Annotated in this window: 17 protein-coding genes; 8 read left to right on the top strand and 9 right to left on the bottom strand. The window is 60.1% G+C overall.

From position 1 onward, the window contains the following. Nucleotides 1-60 precede the first annotated feature (60 nt). The 4 genes from QZ571_RS17055 to pyrH all read right to left on the bottom strand — a co-directional run bounded on the left by QZ571_RS17055 (nt 61) and on the right by pyrH (nt 2,774). On the bottom strand, nt 61-624 hold the full coding sequence (locus QZ571_RS17055) for an Rnf-Nqr domain containing protein (RefSeq protein ID WP_295537219.1): 564 nt from the start codon (nt 622-624) through the stop codon (nt 61-63). Further along, the gene (gene uppS / locus QZ571_RS17050; RefSeq protein WP_295537221.1) at nt 621-1,331 is read right to left on the bottom strand and encodes a polyprenyl diphosphate synthase; all 711 of its coding nucleotides are present in this window, start codon (nt 1,329-1,331) and stop codon (nt 621-623) included. The genes QZ571_RS17055 and uppS overlap by 4 nt, the downstream gene beginning before the upstream one ends. A 66-nt stretch (nt 1,332-1,397) precedes the next feature. After that, nucleotides 1,398-1,961, bottom strand: coding sequence for a ribosome recycling factor (frr, locus tag QZ571_RS17045; RefSeq protein WP_295537218.1), 564 nt, complete (start codon nt 1,959-1,961; stop codon nt 1,398-1,400). An 81-nt stretch (nt 1,962-2,042) separates the two neighbouring features. Then, the gene (gene pyrH / locus QZ571_RS17040) at nt 2,043-2,774 is read right to left on the bottom strand and encodes a UMP kinase (RefSeq protein WP_295537217.1); all 732 of its coding nucleotides are present in this window, start codon (nt 2,772-2,774) and stop codon (nt 2,043-2,045) included. Between the two features lie 126 nt (nt 2,775-2,900). Between pyrH and miaA the strand changes: the two genes are divergently transcribed. Then, nucleotides 2,901-3,791, top strand: a complete 891-nt coding sequence (gene miaA, locus QZ571_RS17035; protein WP_295537220.1) for a tRNA (adenosine(37)-N6)-dimethylallyltransferase MiaA — start codon at nt 2,901-2,903, stop codon at nt 3,789-3,791. A gap of 102 nt (nt 3,792-3,893) precedes the next feature. Next, complete coding sequence (locus QZ571_RS17030) at nt 3,894-4,781, top strand: AraC family transcriptional regulator (protein ID WP_295537216.1); 888 nt, start codon at nt 3,894-3,896, stop codon at nt 4,779-4,781. Nucleotides 4,782-4,828: 47 nt separating this feature from the next. Here QZ571_RS17030 and QZ571_RS17025 read toward each other — a convergent pair whose 3' ends face one another. From QZ571_RS17025 to QZ571_RS17010, 4 genes are all read right to left on the bottom strand, one after another. After that, complete coding sequence (locus QZ571_RS17025) at nt 4,829-7,048, bottom strand: methyl-accepting chemotaxis protein (RefSeq protein ID WP_295537215.1); 2,220 nt, start codon at nt 7,046-7,048, stop codon at nt 4,829-4,831. A 168-nt stretch (nt 7,049-7,216) separates the two neighbouring features. Then, entirely contained in the window at nt 7,217-8,743 is a 1,527-nt protein-coding gene (gene adh, locus QZ571_RS17020; RefSeq protein WP_295537214.1) for an aldehyde dehydrogenase, read from the bottom strand. Nucleotides 8,744-9,007: 264 nt separating this feature from the next. After that, entirely contained in the window at nt 9,008-9,607 is a 600-nt protein-coding gene (locus QZ571_RS17015) for a peptidylprolyl isomerase (RefSeq protein ID WP_295537213.1), read from the bottom strand. Next, nucleotides 9,600-10,106, bottom strand: coding sequence for a peptidylprolyl isomerase (locus QZ571_RS17010; RefSeq protein WP_295537212.1), 507 nt, complete (start codon nt 10,104-10,106; stop codon nt 9,600-9,602). The genes QZ571_RS17015 and QZ571_RS17010 overlap by 8 nt, the downstream gene beginning before the upstream one ends. Nucleotides 10,107-10,288: 182 nt before the next feature. Between QZ571_RS17010 and QZ571_RS17005 the strand changes: the two genes are divergently transcribed. From QZ571_RS17005 to QZ571_RS16995, 3 genes are all read left to right on the top strand, one after another. Continuing rightward, complete coding sequence (locus tag QZ571_RS17005; protein ID WP_295537211.1) at nt 10,289-11,482, top strand: phosphoglycerate kinase; 1,194 nt, start codon at nt 10,289-10,291, stop codon at nt 11,480-11,482. A 1-nt stretch (nt 11,483) separates the two neighbouring features. Next, nucleotides 11,484-12,284 carry an SDR family oxidoreductase gene (locus QZ571_RS17000; protein ID WP_295537210.1) on the top strand — a complete coding sequence of 267 codons (801 nt, stop codon included), beginning with the start codon at nt 11,484-11,486 and terminating at the stop codon, nt 12,282-12,284. 99 nt (nt 12,285-12,383) lie between these two features. Then, nucleotides 12,384-13,277: a fructose bisphosphate aldolase gene (locus tag QZ571_RS16995; RefSeq protein WP_295537209.1), complete on the top strand. Its 894-nt coding sequence runs from the start codon at nt 12,384-12,386 to the stop codon at nt 13,275-13,277. A gap of 56 nt (nt 13,278-13,333) precedes the next feature. Here the strand turns inward: QZ571_RS16995 and QZ571_RS16990 are convergent, their stop codons facing one another. Further along, nucleotides 13,334-14,971 (bottom strand): MFS transporter, encoded by a 1,638-nt coding sequence (locus QZ571_RS16990; protein ID WP_295537208.1) that lies wholly within the window; start codon nt 14,969-14,971, stop codon nt 13,334-13,336. A gap of 141 nt (nt 14,972-15,112) precedes the next feature. Here QZ571_RS16990 and QZ571_RS16985 point away from each other — a divergent pair, with 141 nt between their 5' ends. The 3 genes from QZ571_RS16985 to QZ571_RS16975 all read left to right on the top strand — a co-directional run. After that, a complete protein-coding gene (locus tag QZ571_RS16985) occupies nt 15,113-15,379 on the top strand; it encodes a hypothetical protein (RefSeq protein WP_295537207.1) in 267 nt (88 codons plus the stop codon). Further along, the gene (locus QZ571_RS16980; protein WP_295537206.1) at nt 15,376-15,672 is read left to right on the top strand and encodes a septum formation initiator family protein; all 297 of its coding nucleotides are present in this window, start codon (nt 15,376-15,378) and stop codon (nt 15,670-15,672) included. Before QZ571_RS16985 ends, QZ571_RS16980 begins: the two co-directional genes overlap by 4 nt. Nucleotides 15,673-15,836: 164 nt before the next feature. Further along, nucleotides 15,837-16,378: thiamine pyrophosphate-dependent enzyme (locus QZ571_RS16975; RefSeq protein WP_295537205.1), on the top strand; the 542-nt coding region annotated here is incomplete at its 3' end.

The raw sequence follows: 16,378 nt of genomic DNA, 5'->3' as shown, positions 1-16,378 counted from the left end.
AGGGCTATTTTAATTAAAGCTGGATCCATATTTCACCTGAACGAAAAAGGGCCTGCTGTTCTAAAACAGGGAAAGCCCGGAAAAACCTAGAAATGCCAGAGCAAACTGTCCGGCCACCACAAAAGCGATCGGAATGCCCTTAAAAGTCGGCGGTATATTAGCAAGCTCCATTCTCTCCCTGACCGAACTCATCAGATAAAGCGCCAGGAGAAAACCGGAACCGGCCCCGAAAGACAACATAAACGATTCATAAAAATTGTACTCGTTATCGGCCAGAATCAAGGGCACCGCAATGATAATACAGTTGGCGATAACCAGAACCAGATAAACCCCGAAGGAATTAAACAGGATCGGGGTGACCTTGCGGACGATGGTATCGACGGCCTGGACGGTAAGGGAGACCAGGCCGATAAAAACCACGATCTGCAGGAAATTGAGGTCAAAGGGCTTAAGGAAGAACTGATAGAAAAACCAGCTCATCAGCGCGCTGACCACGACGGCAAGCCCTGCAAAGACCGGCCCGCCCCACCAAATCGGGAAAACACCCACCCCGACCATTGCCAGACTTGACGCAAATCGCGGCGCCAGATCGCCCCATTTGCCGCCCAGCTTTGGCGCGCTCACGGTTGCACCCCGCCAAAGCGGCGCTCACGCCCGCTGAAACGGGCCAAGATGTCGGTCAGCTCTTCGACCGTAAAATCAGGCCAAAGCGTTTCGGTGAACTCATATTCAGCATAGGCCGCCTGCCAAGACAGGAAATTGGAAATCCGGGTTTCACCAGATGTGCGGATTACCAGATCAGGGTCGGGCATGCCCACCGTGTCAAGGCGCGCGGCCAACGCTTCATCATCGATATCCTCGGCGGCAATGCGACCCTCTGCGCAATCGAGCGCCAGCTGGGCGGCAGCACGGCGCAGTTCATCGCGCCCGCCGTAATTGATTGCGACCGCCAGCGTCAGGCGGGTGTTGGTCTTGGTGCGTGCTTCGATCGCGTCCATCGTTTCGCGCAACGCCGGATCAAGGCGCGAGCGATCCCCGATAAAGCGCAGATTCACGCCTTCAGTGGCCAGCGCATCCGCCTCACGCCGGATCATGAAGCGGAACATCTTCATCAGGCCAAGCACTTCGATCAGCGAGCGTTTCCAATTCTCGGTCGAAAAGGCGTAGATCGTCATGTAGCGGATGCCCAGATCAGGGGCCTCGCGCACGATTTTCTTGATCTGCTCGGCGCCCTTGCGATGGCCCGCCAAACGTGGCCAGCCGCGCCGTTTGGCCCAGCGCCCATTGCCATCCATGATAATCGCGACATGGCGCACGCCATAATCGGTCATATCAGATGCGGGGGCCTTCTTGGCCGGCTTGTCGTCTCGCAGCGCCATTTCGGGGATTCTTTCGCCTCAGACCTGCATGATTTCGGCTTGTTTGCCCTCAAGTGCCTTATCCACCAGCGCGGTGTGGGTATCGGTCAGTTCTTGCACGGAGGTTTCCCAGAACTTCACGTCATCTTCTGACATGCCGTTGCTTTTGGCTTTCTTGATCTGGTCCATCCCGTCGCGGCGCACATTGCGGATCGCGACGCGCGCGCTTTCGGCATATTGCGCAGCGACCTTGGTCAGCTCGCGGCGGCGTTCCTCGTTCAATTCAGGGATCGGCAGCATGATGATCGTGCCGTTGGTCTGCGGGTTGATCCCCAGCCCGCTTTCGCGGATCGCCTTTTCAACCTTGCCGACCAGCCCCTTGTCCCAGACATTCACGGTGACCATGCGCGGCTCGGGGACGTTCACGGTGCCGACCTGGTTGATCGGGGTCATGGAGCCGTAGGCATCCACCATCACCGGCTCGACCATCGAGGCCGAAGCCCGCCCCGTGCGCAGCGAAGCAAATTCATGTTTGAGCGAAGTCATGGCACCTTTCATGCGGTGCTCAAGGTCATCGGTGTCGATCTCAATCTCGTCGGACATTGTTGGTTTTTCCGTCTTGGTTGCAGCCTCGGGCACTGGTTTAGCGCAGTGCCGAGGCGAAAGATAGCATTTGCGTGGCTCTTAGCCCTGCACAAGTGTGTAGGTGCCCTGCCCCGCAAGGATGCCACGAAACCCGCCCGGCTCATCAAGCGAAAACACGATGATCGGCTTGTTATTGTCGCGCGCCAAAGCAATCGCCGAGGCATCCATCACGCCCAGGTTCTTTTGCAGCACGACGTCATAACTGACCGTGTCATAGCGCTTGGCATCGTCGAATTTCATCGGGTCTTTATCATAGACGCCATCCACCTTGGTGCCCTTGAAGATCGCTTCGCAATTCATCTCATTGGCGCGCAGGGTCGCGGCGGTGTCGGTGGTGAAATAGGGGTTGCCGGTGCCCGCAGCAAAGATACAAATCCGTTTCTTTTCAAGGTGACGCACGGCGCGGCGGCGAATGTAGGGCTCGCAGACCTCATCCATCGGGATCGCGCTGATGACGCGGGTGTGCAGCCCTAACGCCTCAAGCTGCGCCTGCATGCCAAGCGCGTTCATCACCGTGGCCAGCATGCCCATGTAGTCAGCGGTCGTGCGTTCCATCCCTTGGGCCGAGCCCGCCAGCCCACGGAAAATATTGCCTCCCCCGATCACCATGCAAATCTCGACGCCCATCTCATGGACCGATTGCACTTCGCGCGCGATGCGCGCCACGGTCGGCGGGTGCAGGCCATAGCCCTGATCGCCCATCAGCGCCTCGCCTGAAATCTTGAGAAGGACACGTTTATATTTGGTTTGCGGTAGCGTCTCGTCGCTCATTGCGGTCCCCTCAGGTCAGACGGTTGTCATCGGCGCGCAAAATGTCGCAAATGGGGGCCGGGTTCAACCTCTCGTGGCGAGGGATCGCACCCGCCCTGCCCTTGTGATCCTGTGATCGGCTTTATTATGCTGCAAATCCTGCCTGAAATCGCGTCAAATATCCCGGTTTTGATTGCCGGACCGACGGCCAGCGGCAAATCCGCGCTGGCCTTGGAAATCGCGCAATCAGCGGGGGGCGTGGTGGTGAATGCCGATGCGTTGCAGGTCTGGTCGTGCTGGCGGGTGCTCTCGGCGCGCCCTTCGATCGATGAGGAATCGCGCGCGCCCCATCGCCTTTATGGTCATATTGCGCCGGGGGCCGACTATTCGGTGGGCCATTGGCTAAAAGAGGTGGCGACGATCTTGGCCGAACACGCCCAAGGCGGCCCGCGCCCGATCATTGTCGGGGGGACGGGGCTGTATTTCACCGCTCTCACGCAAGGATTGGCGCAGATTCCTGCCACCCCGCCCGCCATCCGCGCCGAGGCGGATGCGCGACGCAACCGTGAGGGGCATGGCGCGCTTTTGGGCGAACTGGACGCCGCCACGCGCGCGCAGATCGATACGCAAAACCCGATGCGGGTGCAGCGCGCCTGGGAAGTGTTGCGCACGACAGGTGAGGGGCTTGCGGTTTGGCAGGCACGCACCCCCGCGCCGCTGCTGGCGCTGCGCGATTGCGTGCCCCTGCTGCTGGAGGCTGATCGCGACTGGTTGGCAGATCGCATTGATCGCCGCTTTGATCTGATGCTGGAACAGGGCGCGTTGGATGAGGTGCGCGCCGTCGAACCGATTTGGGACCCCGAGGCGCTTTGGGCGCGTGCAATCGGAGCGCCCGAATTGATCGCCTATCTGCGCGATGAGGTCGATCTGGAGACCGCGCGCAGCCGTGCACAGGCGGCTTCTCGCCAATATGCCAAGCGTCAACGCACTTGGTTTCGTGCTCGCATGAAGGCTTGGCACAAGATCGCGTGTGCGTGACCCTGCCGCCACAGCGATGCAGGGGCAATGTTGAAAAACTATTGGTTGAAAGCGGGTTACAAGGTAATATTAACGCATTCCGCCCTTCGAAAGATCGCAAAAGTGAAACTTTTTTCGACCCCGCCGCTGTCGCAGTTTTCGCAATCCAAGCCCCGGAATCCGGCAGACGCACGCGGCCCCGAGGCGGCCCGCAGCTCCTTGCCAGCCGCGCCTTCCGCGGTGCGCATTAGCCAGATCAGTCGCTTGGCCAAGGCCGGGCGCTGGCGCGTCGAGGCGATGCGCGCACGCTCTGAGCCATGCTTGCTGTGGTTCACCCGTGGCCAGGGGCGTATCACGTTGGGCGGTGTGACGCGCGGCTACGGCCCCAATAACGTGATCTTCATTCCCGCCGGGGTGATGCATTCCTATGAATTGGGCTCACAACCGCAAGGACAGATCGTGCATTTTGGGCGTGACAGCGATGTCGTGCTACCCCATGCGATCCAGCATTTGCGGGTGCGCGACGGGGTCGCACAAGGCGAGATCGGGTCGATCATTGAGGCGGTGCAACGTGAGTTGGACAGCGACCGCCCTGCCGCAGACCGGGCGCTACAGCACCAGCTTGGGCTTTTGAGCGTTTGGCTGGAGCGCCAGATTGCCTCCAATCAGACGGCTGCGATCCAGCCCTCGGGCGCGCGTCGGTTGGTGGCGCGCTTCACCACGCTGGTGGAGCGGAATTTCCGCTCGGGCATCGGGGTTGGTGAGATGGCGGATGAGTTGGGGGTCACGTTGACGCATCTGACGCGCGCCTGTCGCGAAAGCTGCAACAAAGGCGCGTCCGAAATGCTGCAAGAGCGCAGGCTATATGAAGCGCGCGAATTGTTGCGCGACACAAAACTGCCCGTCAAAGAGATCGCGGCCAGTCTGGGCTATACCAGCCCGGCCTATTTCACCCGCGCCTTTCACGCCAAAACCGGCAAAACCCCGATTGATTTTCGCCGCACCGGTTAGCACGCGGCAGCAATTCGCGCGCGGCAGCGGTTAGCGCGCGCGCCACCTTATTGCGCAGCGATCATCGCAGCCGGGTCTTGGTCCGCCTCGAGCCTTGCCGGATCGGGCAGCGTAAAGGCTGCGACTGACCCCATCAGGCGCGCGCTTTCCCCCAGCATGGCCCGGCTCGCGGTCGTGGTGCGATCAAACATCGCCGCGCTTCGCTGAGTTGCCTGATCGAGCAGATGTAAGGCGGAGTTGATTTCGGAAATGCCGCTGGCTTGCTCGCCCGACGAGACAGCGATGGTGCTGACTCGGTCGTGAATATCGCGCACCGACGTCACGATCCGCCCAAGCGCCTCGCCGGTCTGCCCCACCAATGTAACGCCCGATTGCACCTGCACATCTGACGAGGCAATGAGTTCCGAAATTTCCTTGGCCGCATCCGAAGATCGCTGCGCCAGCGCGCGCACTTCAGAGGCGACAACGGCAAAACCGCGCCCGGCCTCGCCCGCACGTGCCGCCTCAACCCCGGCATTGAGCGCAAGCAGGTTGGTTTGAAACGCGATATCATCGATTACCGAGGTGATGCGCGAGATCGACTTGGCCGAGCTTTCGATCCCCGCCATCGCAGAGACCGCGTTCTCCACGATCTGCGCACCGCTTTCGGCATGGCCGCGCGCGTCATTGGCCAGCGAACGCGCTGATTGTGCGCCCTCGGCTGCAGATTGCACCGAAACGGTCAATTCATTCAGCGCAGCGGCGGTTTGCTCTAGCGTGGCGGCGTTGCGTTCAGTTTGCTGGCCCAGTTCATCCGCCGAAGTGGCAACCGTTTGCGCCTCGGAATCAATCAGCTGTGCGCCCTGTTCAATCTGGTAAAGCGAGCGCGCGAGCTGGGCCACAGCTGCGTTGAAATCAATGCGCAACTGTTCGTACTCGCCCGGCAAGGCATCTTCAAGCGTGCTGGCCAGATTGCCATGCGCCAAGGCATTGAGGCCAGCGGCCAGAACCGAAACGATCTGCGCCTGTTCCTCAAGCTGGCGCCGCGCCACCTCTTCACGCTCGCGCAGGGCCGCTTGTTCCTCGGCTTGGACCTGGCGCCGCAGTTCCTCGGCCTCTTCCTTGGCTGCGGCTTGGTTTATTTCCGCCTCGCGCGCCTCGGCCTGACGCTTGGCCTCTGCCTGACGGGCGTTTTCCTCTTCGATGCGCAAGGCGTTTTGCATCTGCGCGTTCTTTTCGAGGTTTTCGGCAAAAACCGTGAGGGCGCGGGCCATGTCTCCCAGTTCATCGTTGCGATGCGTTCCTGCGACCTGTGTGGTGAGATCGCCTTGCGAAATCCCTTGCGTGGCCTTGGCCAATCCCGAGATCGGGCGCACGATCGCCCCGCCGAGCCGCCATGCAATCAGTGCTGAGACCACAAAGGTTACAGCCGCAAGGACGAGCGAAATTTTCGTCATCATTGCGTTGAGGGCCGCGACCTGCGTTGAAGGCGAGGCCATCGAAAACACCCCGACCACATCACCGCTATAGTCGCGAATGGCAAACGCGCGCAGAAAGTTTTGCGCGCCGGCAATGTTGATATCCCCCTCCAGTGTGCCACCCGCATGCAGCTCTGTGAGCTGTGCGGCACTCAGAAATGCGGGGCTGTCCCCGGTTTTGGCCAGCATCTTGGCGGGGCCTTGTGACTGATAGGCGTAATATTCGTAGTTCACCCCGGTGGTCTTGGCGAGTTCATCAAGCAGGCTTTGCCCGACATTCAATCCAACCTCAACCGAGCCAACTTGAACGCCGTTATGCACGACGGGAACTACGCCACGCGCGCCAATCCCCGCCTTGCCCGCTTCGAGCGCAGAAATCGCCTTGCCGGAGGTATTCACATCAACCACTGTTTTGCGGAACGCTGACAGGTCATCGCCGCGCTTGTCGAGATTGTGAATACGGATCAGCGAGGTCGCGGGTGCGGTATGAAATTGCAGCTGCTCAATCCCGGTTTCATCGCGCAAAACCGGCCAGTTTTTGGCCAAAATCGCCTCAAGCGCGCCATCATCGCGCGCAGCCATTGCCGCTTGCACCTGCGGCAGGCCCGCGATCAGCTTGGCGCGATCCAACGCCTCGTGCTCTGCCGATGCGATCTTGGCCTGTAACCGCGCGTCAGCGCCATCCATCAGATTGGCGCGGGTCATAGTATCGACCTGCTGGCTCATCCAGATGGTCCCGATCTCCATTAATGCGCAGGCAAGAAGGGCCACGAAGATCGGCAGGATCAATATCTGGCGGCGTAGGGTCATGGCTTGGCTCCGATTGGCAAGGTGCCATCGGGATAAAGGCAATTCGCTAAAATCGCGTTTACGAAATTCGCGCAATGCGCCGCGAATGGCGGCCTTTTGGAGCTATTCAGAGATAAAAAAGGGACCGCACCCTGAAAGGTGCGGCCCCGGCTTGGGGAGGCAAGCCGATCAGAAGAACCCGAGCTTGTTCGGATTGTAGCTTACCAGCATGTTCTTGGTCTGCTGGTAGTGATCAAGCATCATCTTGTGGTTTTCGCGACCGATGCCCGATTGCTTATAGCCACCAAACGCAGCATGCGCCGGATAGGCGTGGTAGTTGTTCACCCAGACCCGACCGGCCTGAATGCTGCGGCCAAAGCGATAGCAGGTATTGGCATCGCGCGACCACACGCCCGCGCCCAGACCATACATCGTGTCATTGGCGATCTCGAGCGCCTCGGCCTCGTCTTTAAAGGTCGTGACCGACACGACGGGGCCAAAGATTTCCTCTTGGAAGACCCGCATCTTGTTATGGCCCTTCAGGATCGTGGGCTGGATGTAGTAGCCGTTGGACAGCTCGCCGTTAAAGCGCGCCGCCGCACCACCAATTAGCACCTCGGCACCCTCTTCGCGACCGATCGTGAGATACGAGAGGATCTTATCTTGTTGCTGTTGGCTGGCTTGGGCGCCGACCATCGTTTCCATCAAACGCGGATCGCCCTGTTTGATCGCCTCGACGCGGGCAATGCAGCGTTCCATGAAGGCCTCATAGATGTCTTCTTGGATCAGGGCGCGGCTTGGGCAGGTGCAAACCTCGCCTTGGTTGAAGGCGAACAGAACAAACCCCTCGATCGCCTTGTCGAGGAAGGCGTCATCCTTGGACATCACATCGCTAAAGAAGATGTTGGGCGATTTGCCCCCCAGCTCCAGCGTGACCGGGATCAGGTTTTCGGTCGCCGCCTGCATGATCTTGCGCCCGGTGACGGTCGAGCCGGTGAAGGCGATCTTGGCGATGCGTTTGGAGCTGGCAAGCGCGGCACCGACTTCGGCGCCATAGCCGTTCACGATGTTGAGCACACCGGCGGGCAGCAGATCCGCGATCAGCTCGGCCATAACGAGAATCGCTGCCGGGGTTTGCTCGGCTGGTTTCATCACGATGCAGTTGCCAGCGGCCAGCGCAGGGGCCAGTTTCCAAGCGGCCATCAGGATTGAAAAGTTCCACGGGATAATCTGTCCGACAACGCCCAGCGGCTCGTAGAAGTGATAGGCCACGGTGTCTTCGTCGATCTGCGACATCGTGCCTTCCTGGCTGCGCAGCACACCCGCGAAGTAGCGGAAGTGGTCGATTGCCAGCGGAATATCGGCCAGCGTCGTTTCGCGGATCGGCTTGCCATTGTCCCACGTCTCGGCGGCTGCCAGCAGGTCGAGATTTTCCTCTAGACGGTCGGCAATTTTCAAAATGATGTTGGAGCGCTCTGCCGCCGAGGTCTTGCCCCAAGCGTCTTTGGCAGCATGCGCGGCATCCAGCGCCATCTCGATATCGGCCTCGCTGGAATGGGCGACTTCGCAGACTTTACCGCCGGTAATCGGGGTGACGTTGTCAAAATACTTGCCACCGACGGGGGCGACGAATTTGCCGCCGATGAAGTTGCCGTAACGCTCGCGGAACGGCGAAACCGAAACGCCCTTGAACTCTGGTGCCATATCATTGGCCATGTGTCTTCCTCCCAAAAATCTCCGCTCCCTCCTCATGAAGAGCGGCATGGGATCAGCGTGACAACGCTGAACGCGCCTGCATAGCGGGCTTGCATCGGGGCATTGCCTCATCTGTCTCAGCCGCGAGACAGGTGCAGGTGCAGAAACCCGCGACAGGCTCACGCGGGCGTTATTTTATCAATGGAACAAGGAAAAAATACAAATCGGGCGGGCCCGAAGGCACCGCCCGTTTGATCTGAGACTCATTAGATGCGCGGATTGCGCTTATTCTTCGACCGTGGCCGAGGCGATGAAGTCGGGATCTTCGACTAAACCGTTTTTCGCCGCATCGCCCTTCTTGATCTTGTCGACCACATTCATGCCCGAAACCACATGCCCCACGACGGTATATTGACCGTCAAGGTTGGGCGCAGGTGCGAACATGATGAAGAATTGCGAGTTGGCGGAGTTCGGGTCAGACGAACGCGCCATGCCGACAATGCCGCGCTGGAACGAACGGTTGGAGAATTCAGCGGGCAGATCGGGCAGGTCAGAGCCGCCCATCCCCGCCATCGAGGTGTCGCCACCCTTTTTGCCAAACTGCACATCGCCCGTTTGCGCCATGAAACCGTCGATCACGCGGTGAAACACCACGCCGTCATATTTGCCGTCTTTGGCCAGCGTTTCCAGCCGTTCGACCGCTTTGGGGGCGACATCGGGCAGCAGATCGATCACGACCTTGCCCGTTGTGGAGCCACCGATTTCCAGCACCAGTTTCGGGCCACCGGTATCGGCCACGCCCGAGCTGTCGCTGTTAGCGAATGCCGCAGGCGCTGCGAGTGCAAGCGCGGCGGCCAGAACCGTGCGGCGGGTAAAATTACGCATCAGCAGCCACCTTTACAGAAACCATCCGATCAGGCGATTTCGGCGGCTCGCCGCGCGCGATCTTGTCGACATGCTCCATGCCCGAAATCACCCGGCCATAAACGGTGTATTGGCCGTTCAGGAAGTGATTGTCCGAGAAGTTGATGAAGAACTGCGAATTGGCCGAGTTCGGATTGGCCGAACGCGCCGCGCCCAGCGTGCAACGATCATGGGGCAGTTTGGAGAATTCCGCAGGCACATCAGGATATTGCGACGCGCCGGTGCCCGCACGGCCCGGATTGTAGTCTTTTTCCATATTCGCATGGGCAACATCGCCCGTTTGCGCCATGAAACCGTCAATGACGCGGTGGAACGCCACGTTGTCATACGCGCCATCGCGCGCCAGTTGCTTCATGCGCTCGGCATGTTTGGGGGCCACATCAGCAAGCAGTTCGATCACGACGGGACCGTCTTTGAGCTCGATGATGATGGTGTTTTCGGGATCTTTGATCTCGGCCATGAAAAACCTCCTTTGGCATTTGGCGCGACCATAGGGGTGCGAGCGGGTCACTCGCAAGGGTAAAGCTGCGCAATTGAGCGACAGGACGTTGACCTTGGCACCCCATATCGGCAAGTTTACGCGAGCGCACAGCCGCGTGATAAACGCATCGCGATCCAGCGACGAATGGGAGAGATTTTTTTATGGCTTGGAAAACCCTCGACGAGGTCGATCTTGCGGGCAAGGTCGTTTTGGTGCGTGTCGATATCAACGTGCCGGTGGAAAACGGTAAAGTGACCGATGCCACCCGGATCGAAAAGATTGTCCCCACTGTGCGCGATATCCTTGAAAAGGGCGGCAAGCCGGTGCTGCTGGCGCATTTTGGGCGCCCAAAAGGGCAGGTTGTCCCCGAAATGAGCCTGAAGGTGCTGGTGCCAGCCCTTGAGGCAGCGCTGGGTGTAAAGGTGAATTTCGCTGAAGATTGCATCGGCGGGCCTGCAAAACGGGCCGTGGGCGCGTTGCAAGCCGGTGAAGTTCTGTTGCTGGAAAACACCCGTTTTCATGCGGGCGAAGAGACCAATGACGCACAGCTTGCCGCTTCGATGGGTGCGCTGGGCGAAGTCTATGTCAATGACGCGTTTTCGGCAGCCCATCGCGCGCATGCCTCGACCGAGGGCATCACCCATGTGCTGCCGTCTTACGCGGGTCGTCTGATGGAGGCCGAGCTTAAGGCGCTCAACGCAGCACTTGGCAATCCTGAACGCCCGGTGACGGCGGTGGTCGGGGGGGCGAAAGTCTCGAGCAAGCTGGATTTGCTGGGCAATCTGGTGGCCAAGGTCGATCATCTGATCATTGGCGGCGGCATGGCCAACACCTTCCTTGTCGCGCAAGGCATCGATGTGGGCAAATCGCTTGCCGAACATGACATGGCCGATACAGCGCGCGAGATCATGGACAAAGCCCGCGCAGCTGGTTGCACGATTCATCTGCCGCTGGATGTGGTTGTGGCGCGCGAATTCAAGGCGGGGGCCGACTGCGAAACCGTGGCCAAAGACGCCTGCCCGGCCGATGCGATGATTCTGGATGCGGGGCCGAAAACGGTGGCCGAGATCGCCAAGGTGTTCGAGGGTAGCAAGACGCTGATCTGGAACGGCCCGCTGGGTGCCTTCGAGATCGCGCCGTTTGACATTGCCACCAACGCCGCCGCCGCCAAGGCCGCCGAATTGACCCGCGAGGGCAAGTTGATTTCGGTTGCAGGTGGGGGCGATACGGTCGCGGCGCTGAACAAGGCCGATGCTGCCAAGGATTTCTCCTATATCTCGACTGCGGGCGGGGCGTTCCTGGAATGGATGGAGGGCAAGGAATTGCCCGGCGTCGCCGCCTTGGAGCGCGGCTAACATGAGCGGCCCGCGCGGTTGGGCGCTGGTGACCGGGGCCTCGTCGGGCATCGGTCTTGAACTGGCGCGCTGCGCGGGGGCCGACGGCTATAACCTGATCCTGTCGGGGCGCAATCTTGGCGCGCTTGAGGATCTGGCCCGCGAGATCGAAGGGACAACGGGGGTGAGTGCGCGCCCCTGCCCCGCCGATCTGTCCCAACCCGGTGCGGCGCAGGACCTTTGGACGCGCGCGCAGGCACTGGCCGATGGACCGATCCATGTGCTGATCAATAACGCAGGCCTTGGCAGTCACGGATTGTTCGCCACTGGCGCGGCGGGCGAAGCGCGCGAGGATGAGGTGATTGCAGTCAATATCACCGCCGCGACGCAGTTGATGCGCTTGGCCATCGAGGAAATGCGGGCACGCGGTGCGGGGCGGATTTTGAACGTCGCCTCGGCGGCTGCGTTCATGCCGGGGCCGAATATGGCGGTGTATCACGCCTCGAAATCGTATTTTCTGTCGCTTAGCGAGGCCGTTGCAAGCGAGCTGTCTGATACCGAGATCACGATCACCGCGCTTTGTCCCGGCGCCACGCGCACCGCGTTTTTCGAGCGCGCAGACACCGGCACGACATGGCTGATGAAACTCACCCCGATGCCCTCGGCGCAAAGCGTGGCGCGCGCGGGTTGGAAGGGCTGCATGAAGGGGCGGCGCATTGTCGTCACGGGCTGGGACAACAAGATCTTCACCTTTATGCCCCGGCTGGCACCGCGCGCCCTTGTGACAGCCCTGACAGGCTGGTTTTTGCGCCGCGCGGGCTGAAACGCGCGAAGTTTCGACTGTTAGCGTCACCAGCGTTGCAATGGCGAAACGCCGCGCTTATCCCTGCCAAGACCCATTTCTATGAGGAGGTATAGGCCCATGTCGAACGCTCAACAAACCGCGAAAATGCGCGAAGGGAACGGCTTTATCGCGGCTCTCGATCAGTCGGGCGGCTCCACGCCCAAGGCGCTGGGGCTGTATGGCATCACCGAGGACGCCTATAGCTCGGAAGCCGAGATGTTCGATTTGATCCACCAGATGCGCGCCCGCATCATCAAATCGCCCGCCTTCTCGGGTGACAAAGTGGTCGGCGCGATCCTGTTTGAACAAACGATGGATCGCGATATCGACGGAACGCCTACCGCCACCTACCTGTGGGAGACATGCAATGTCGTGCCGTTTCTCAAGATCGACAAGGGCTTGGAAGCCGAAGCCAATGGCGTGCAGTTGATGAAGCCGATTCCGGGCCTTGATGATCTGCTGGCCCGCGCCGTGAAGGCCGGAATGTTTGGCACCAAAGAGCGCTCGGTCATTTCGGCGGCCAATGCCCAAGGCATCAAGGCGATTATCGATCAGCAATTTGATCTGGGTGCGCAGGTGATCAGCCATGGGCTGATGCCGATCATCGAGCCCGAAGTCACGATCTCGATCAGGGATAAAGCCGAGGCCGAAGACATGCTGCTGGCCGAAATCCTGCGCCATCTTGACGCCCTGCCCGAGGGCCAGCAGGTGATGCTCAAGCTCTCGCTGCCCAGCAAAGCCAATCTGTACAAGCCGCTGGTCGATCACCCCAAGGTGCTGAAAGTCGTCGCCCTGTCGGGTGGCTATCCGCGCGATGAGGCGAATGCGAAACTGGCGCAAAACACCGGCATGATCGCGTCCTTCTCGCGCGCCCTCACCGAAGGGCTGAGCGCGCAGCAATCAGACGCGGAATTTGACGCGATGCTGGGGGGCGCGATCAGCTCGATCCACGCCGCTTCAATCGCAGGCTGATCCCGCACCGGGGGGCGGCGACTTCAGACACGCCGACGCGTTTCACATCGCCCCCCTCAGACGCCGGGCAGCTCGGTCGTCGGCGGGCGCGGTGGTGTGTCGTCCTTCAGTGGCACGGTCTGGCGTTCGATCAGGCGGCGCACACGGGGCGTCGGCTCAGGCCCTTGGTGGAGCGTCAACAGCTCTTGGTAGTTCAGCGCATCATTCTTGGTGCGCCGCGCGTTGTGACGCAGATATTCGATCCAGGTCGGGACGTGATAGCTCTCCATCCAGTAGCGCGGATTTTCAAGGTCGCGCAGCAACCCCCATTGCCGCGCACCGTCGCGAATTCGAATGCGGCGCCGGGCGCGCATCAACGCCATGAACTGCGCGGTGTCTTTGGGGTCGATTTCATATTCGACCAGCACGAGGATCGGGCCGGAGCGGGCGCGAATATCAAGCTGGGGCTCTGGCGCGTCGAATTGCCCAAGCGGATCAAGATCGACGGTCGAGAACTCTGCCAGGCGTAACCAAGCGCCCAAGCTGGCACCGATCACCAGAACGAACGCGGCCGTCGCCAGTGCAACGCTCACCCCCTGATGGCTTGCCAGAACGCCCCAGACCCAGGCCCCGCTGGCCATGCCGCCAAAGGTCGCCGTCTGATACAGCGAAAGCGCCCGCCCGACGACCCAGCGCGGCGTCGCCAGTTGCACCGTGACATTGAACAGCGACAAGGCCAGCACCCAGAACGGCCCCGCCACGATCAGCGCGACGCAACTGAGCGCCAGCGAGTTGGAGACAGACAGCGCCGCCACCGCGACCGCGAACCCGATAAAGGATATCCGCACGACCACCTCGTTTGAGAAGCGCTCGCGCAGCGGTGCGTTCAACACGACGCCGCCAATCGCCCCCAGTCCGAATGCCCCAAGCGCAATCCCGTAATCAAGTGCCGTCCCGTGCAACAGATCACGCACGACCAGTGGCAAAAGTGCCAGCACCGAGATCGCGGCAAACCCGAAGATGGCGCCGCGCCCCATGACCCGCAACAGCACCGGAGACAAGATGACGTAGCGCAGCCCGGCCCCAAGCGCGAGGCGCAGCGGCTCGCGCGGCAGCGGATCACTGGGATAGCTGGGGCGCCAACGAAACAGGATCGCGATCAAGGGCAAATAGCTGATCGCGTTAAGCGCGAATGCCGCCGCAGCCCCCGCCGCCGCCACGATGATCCCTCCGATCGCAGGACCAAGGCTGCGCATCATGTTGAAGCTCATGCTGTTGAGGCTGACCGCGGCTGACAGATCTTCACGCGCCACGATATCGCCCATCGAAGCCTGCCAGGACGGGTTGAACAGCGCCCCACCGCAGCCGATCAGAAAGGTAAAGCCCAGCAACAACCAAGGCGTCAGCAGCCCCGCCCAAGTACATAATGCCAATGCGACCGACACCAGAACGACAAAAACCTGCGCAAGGATCATAATCCGGCGGCGGTTGAAATTATCCGCCAGCGCTCCGGCCAAGAGGGACAACACAACTACTGGCAAGGTGTTAGAGGATTGCACCAGCGCGACCATATCCTGCGACGGCGTCAGGCTGGCCATCAGCCAACCCGCACCCACCGCCTGCACCAGCGTTCCCAGATTCGAAAACAGCGTCGCCGACCAGAGCGCGCGAAAGGTCGGATTTTGAAAAGGCGACAAGACAGAGCGTTGCGGCACTGGAACCATCCAACTGCGGGATGAAGAAAACGGCGATGTCATCAAATAGGGTCATCCCTTTGCACCGGATGCAAGAGGGTGACAGCAATGTGCTCGCCGATACTGCGCTGTCCGATCGTTCCAAACCCTCGCGCGCAGTGAATGGACGTGAAAGAGAAAGAGAGCGCGCCTACCAAAGAAGACGCCCCCGCAGGTTTGGGCTTCAGCGGCGATCAACGGGGCGGCGCGCCCGATTTCAGCGCGGCATTTGCGCCGCGCAGCGGATTTTATTCAAAATTGATCGCGAGAGGGATTCCTTTGGCGAATCTGCTATGGCATGGTTTGAACCAACGGCCCAAAGAGGTTGCGCGCAGTCTTGCGATAGGCTGCCCGGATAAACGAGGCCGGAAAGACGAGGCAGAACGATGACGATGACACGCCCCACCGTTGGGCCGCTTATCTTTTTCACCATTGCTGTGGTGCTGGGGGCTTATTTTGCCTTTGCAGCCGTGCAGGGACATTTTGGGATCTTGCAGCGCGCCCAGATCGAAGCCGAGATTGACGCCAAGCGTGCCGAGCGCGACGATCTGCGTGCGCAGGTGGATCGGATGGCCAATCTGACCCATCGCCTGTCGGATGATTACCTTGATCTTGATCTGCTTGATCAGCAGGCCCGCGATGTGTTGGGCGAAATGCGCTCGGACGAGATCGTGATCCGCTAGCGCGCGGGGTTTCCAAATTCCTCCTATGCGCACGCTTTCCCTGCCCTAGATGAATCGTGATGGCTGTTGCTATCCCGCGATGCCGTGGGGTCATTGCCAACCTGTTGGCTGTGTTATATAGAATGGTTTAACATTGAACTATCTCGATCAAGGGAGGTGCAGCCATGGCAGCACGGAAAGGATCGGCGAGCAGCGCTAAAGCGGGCGCGAACGTCTCGGCCGAAGAACTGACCCAATATTACCGCGACATGTTGTTGATCCGGCGCTTTGAAGAAAAGGCCGGGCAGCTCTATGGTATGGGGCTAATCGGCGGGTTTTGTCATCTCTATATTGGTCAGGAAGCCATTATTACGGGCATGACGTCTGTGCAGGAGACTCCAGACACCGTTGTGACCTCTTATCGTGACCATGCGCATATGCTGGCTTGCGGGATGGACCCTAAAGGTATCATGGCTGAGCTGACAGGTCGTAGTGCTGGCTATTCACGCGGCAAAGGTGGCTCGATGCATATGTTTAGCCGGGAAGAGAACTTCTTTGGCGGGCACGGGATAGTTGGTGCAGGAACGTCTATTGGTACAGGTCTTGGCTTCTCTCATAAATATAAAGGCGATAACGGTGTGGCTCTGGCCTATATGGGCGACGGGGCTTCTAATCAGGGGCAGGTCGCGGAGTGTTACAATATGGCCGCTTTGTGGGATTTGCCTGT

This window comes from uncultured Thioclava sp. (genome assembly GCF_913064665.1).
GTDB lineage: Bacteria > Pseudomonadota > Alphaproteobacteria > Rhodobacterales > Rhodobacteraceae > Thioclava > Thioclava arctica.
Note: the sequence above shows the minus strand (reverse complement) of the source record. Positions and strands in the feature narration are given on the sequence as shown.

Excerpts from the sequence above, each read along its gene's own strand:
- adh (WP_295537214.1), bottom strand. The coding sequence starts at position 8,743 with ATGGCCAATGATATGGCACCAGAGTTCAAGGGCGTTTCGGTTTCGCCG.
- QZ571_RS16995 (WP_295537209.1), top strand. The coding sequence starts at position 12,384 with ATGTCGAACGCTCAACAAACCGCGAAAATGCGCGAAGGGAACGGCTTT.
- QZ571_RS17025 (WP_295537215.1), bottom strand. The coding sequence starts at position 7,048 with ATGACCCTACGCCGCCAGATATTGATCCTGCCGATCTTCGTGGCCCTT.
- QZ571_RS17005 (WP_295537211.1), top strand. The coding sequence starts at position 10,289 with ATGGCTTGGAAAACCCTCGACGAGGTCGATCTTGCGGGCAAGGTCGTT.
- QZ571_RS17015 (WP_295537213.1), bottom strand. The coding sequence starts at position 9,607 with ATGCGTAATTTTACCCGCCGCACGGTTCTGGCCGCCGCGCTTGCACTC.
- QZ571_RS17010 (WP_295537212.1), bottom strand. The coding sequence starts at position 10,106 with ATGGCCGAGATCAAAGATCCCGAAAACACCATCATCATCGAGCTCAAA.
- pyrH (WP_295537217.1), bottom strand. The coding sequence starts at position 2,774 with ATGAGCGACGAGACGCTACCGCAAACCAAATATAAACGTGTCCTTCTC.
- QZ571_RS16985 (WP_295537207.1), top strand. The coding sequence starts at position 15,113 with ATGGACGTGAAAGAGAAAGAGAGCGCGCCTACCAAAGAAGACGCCCCC.
- frr (WP_295537218.1), bottom strand. The coding sequence starts at position 1,961 with ATGTCCGACGAGATTGAGATCGACACCGATGACCTTGAGCACCGCATG.
- QZ571_RS16980 (WP_295537206.1), top strand. The coding sequence starts at position 15,376 with ATGACGATGACACGCCCCACCGTTGGGCCGCTTATCTTTTTCACCATT.
- QZ571_RS17000 (WP_295537210.1), top strand. The coding sequence starts at position 11,484 with ATGAGCGGCCCGCGCGGTTGGGCGCTGGTGACCGGGGCCTCGTCGGGC.
- uppS (WP_295537221.1), bottom strand. The coding sequence starts at position 1,331 with ATGACCGATTATGGCGTGCGCCATGTCGCGATTATCATGGATGGCAAT.
- miaA (WP_295537220.1), top strand. The coding sequence starts at position 2,901 with ATGCTGCAAATCCTGCCTGAAATCGCGTCAAATATCCCGGTTTTGATT.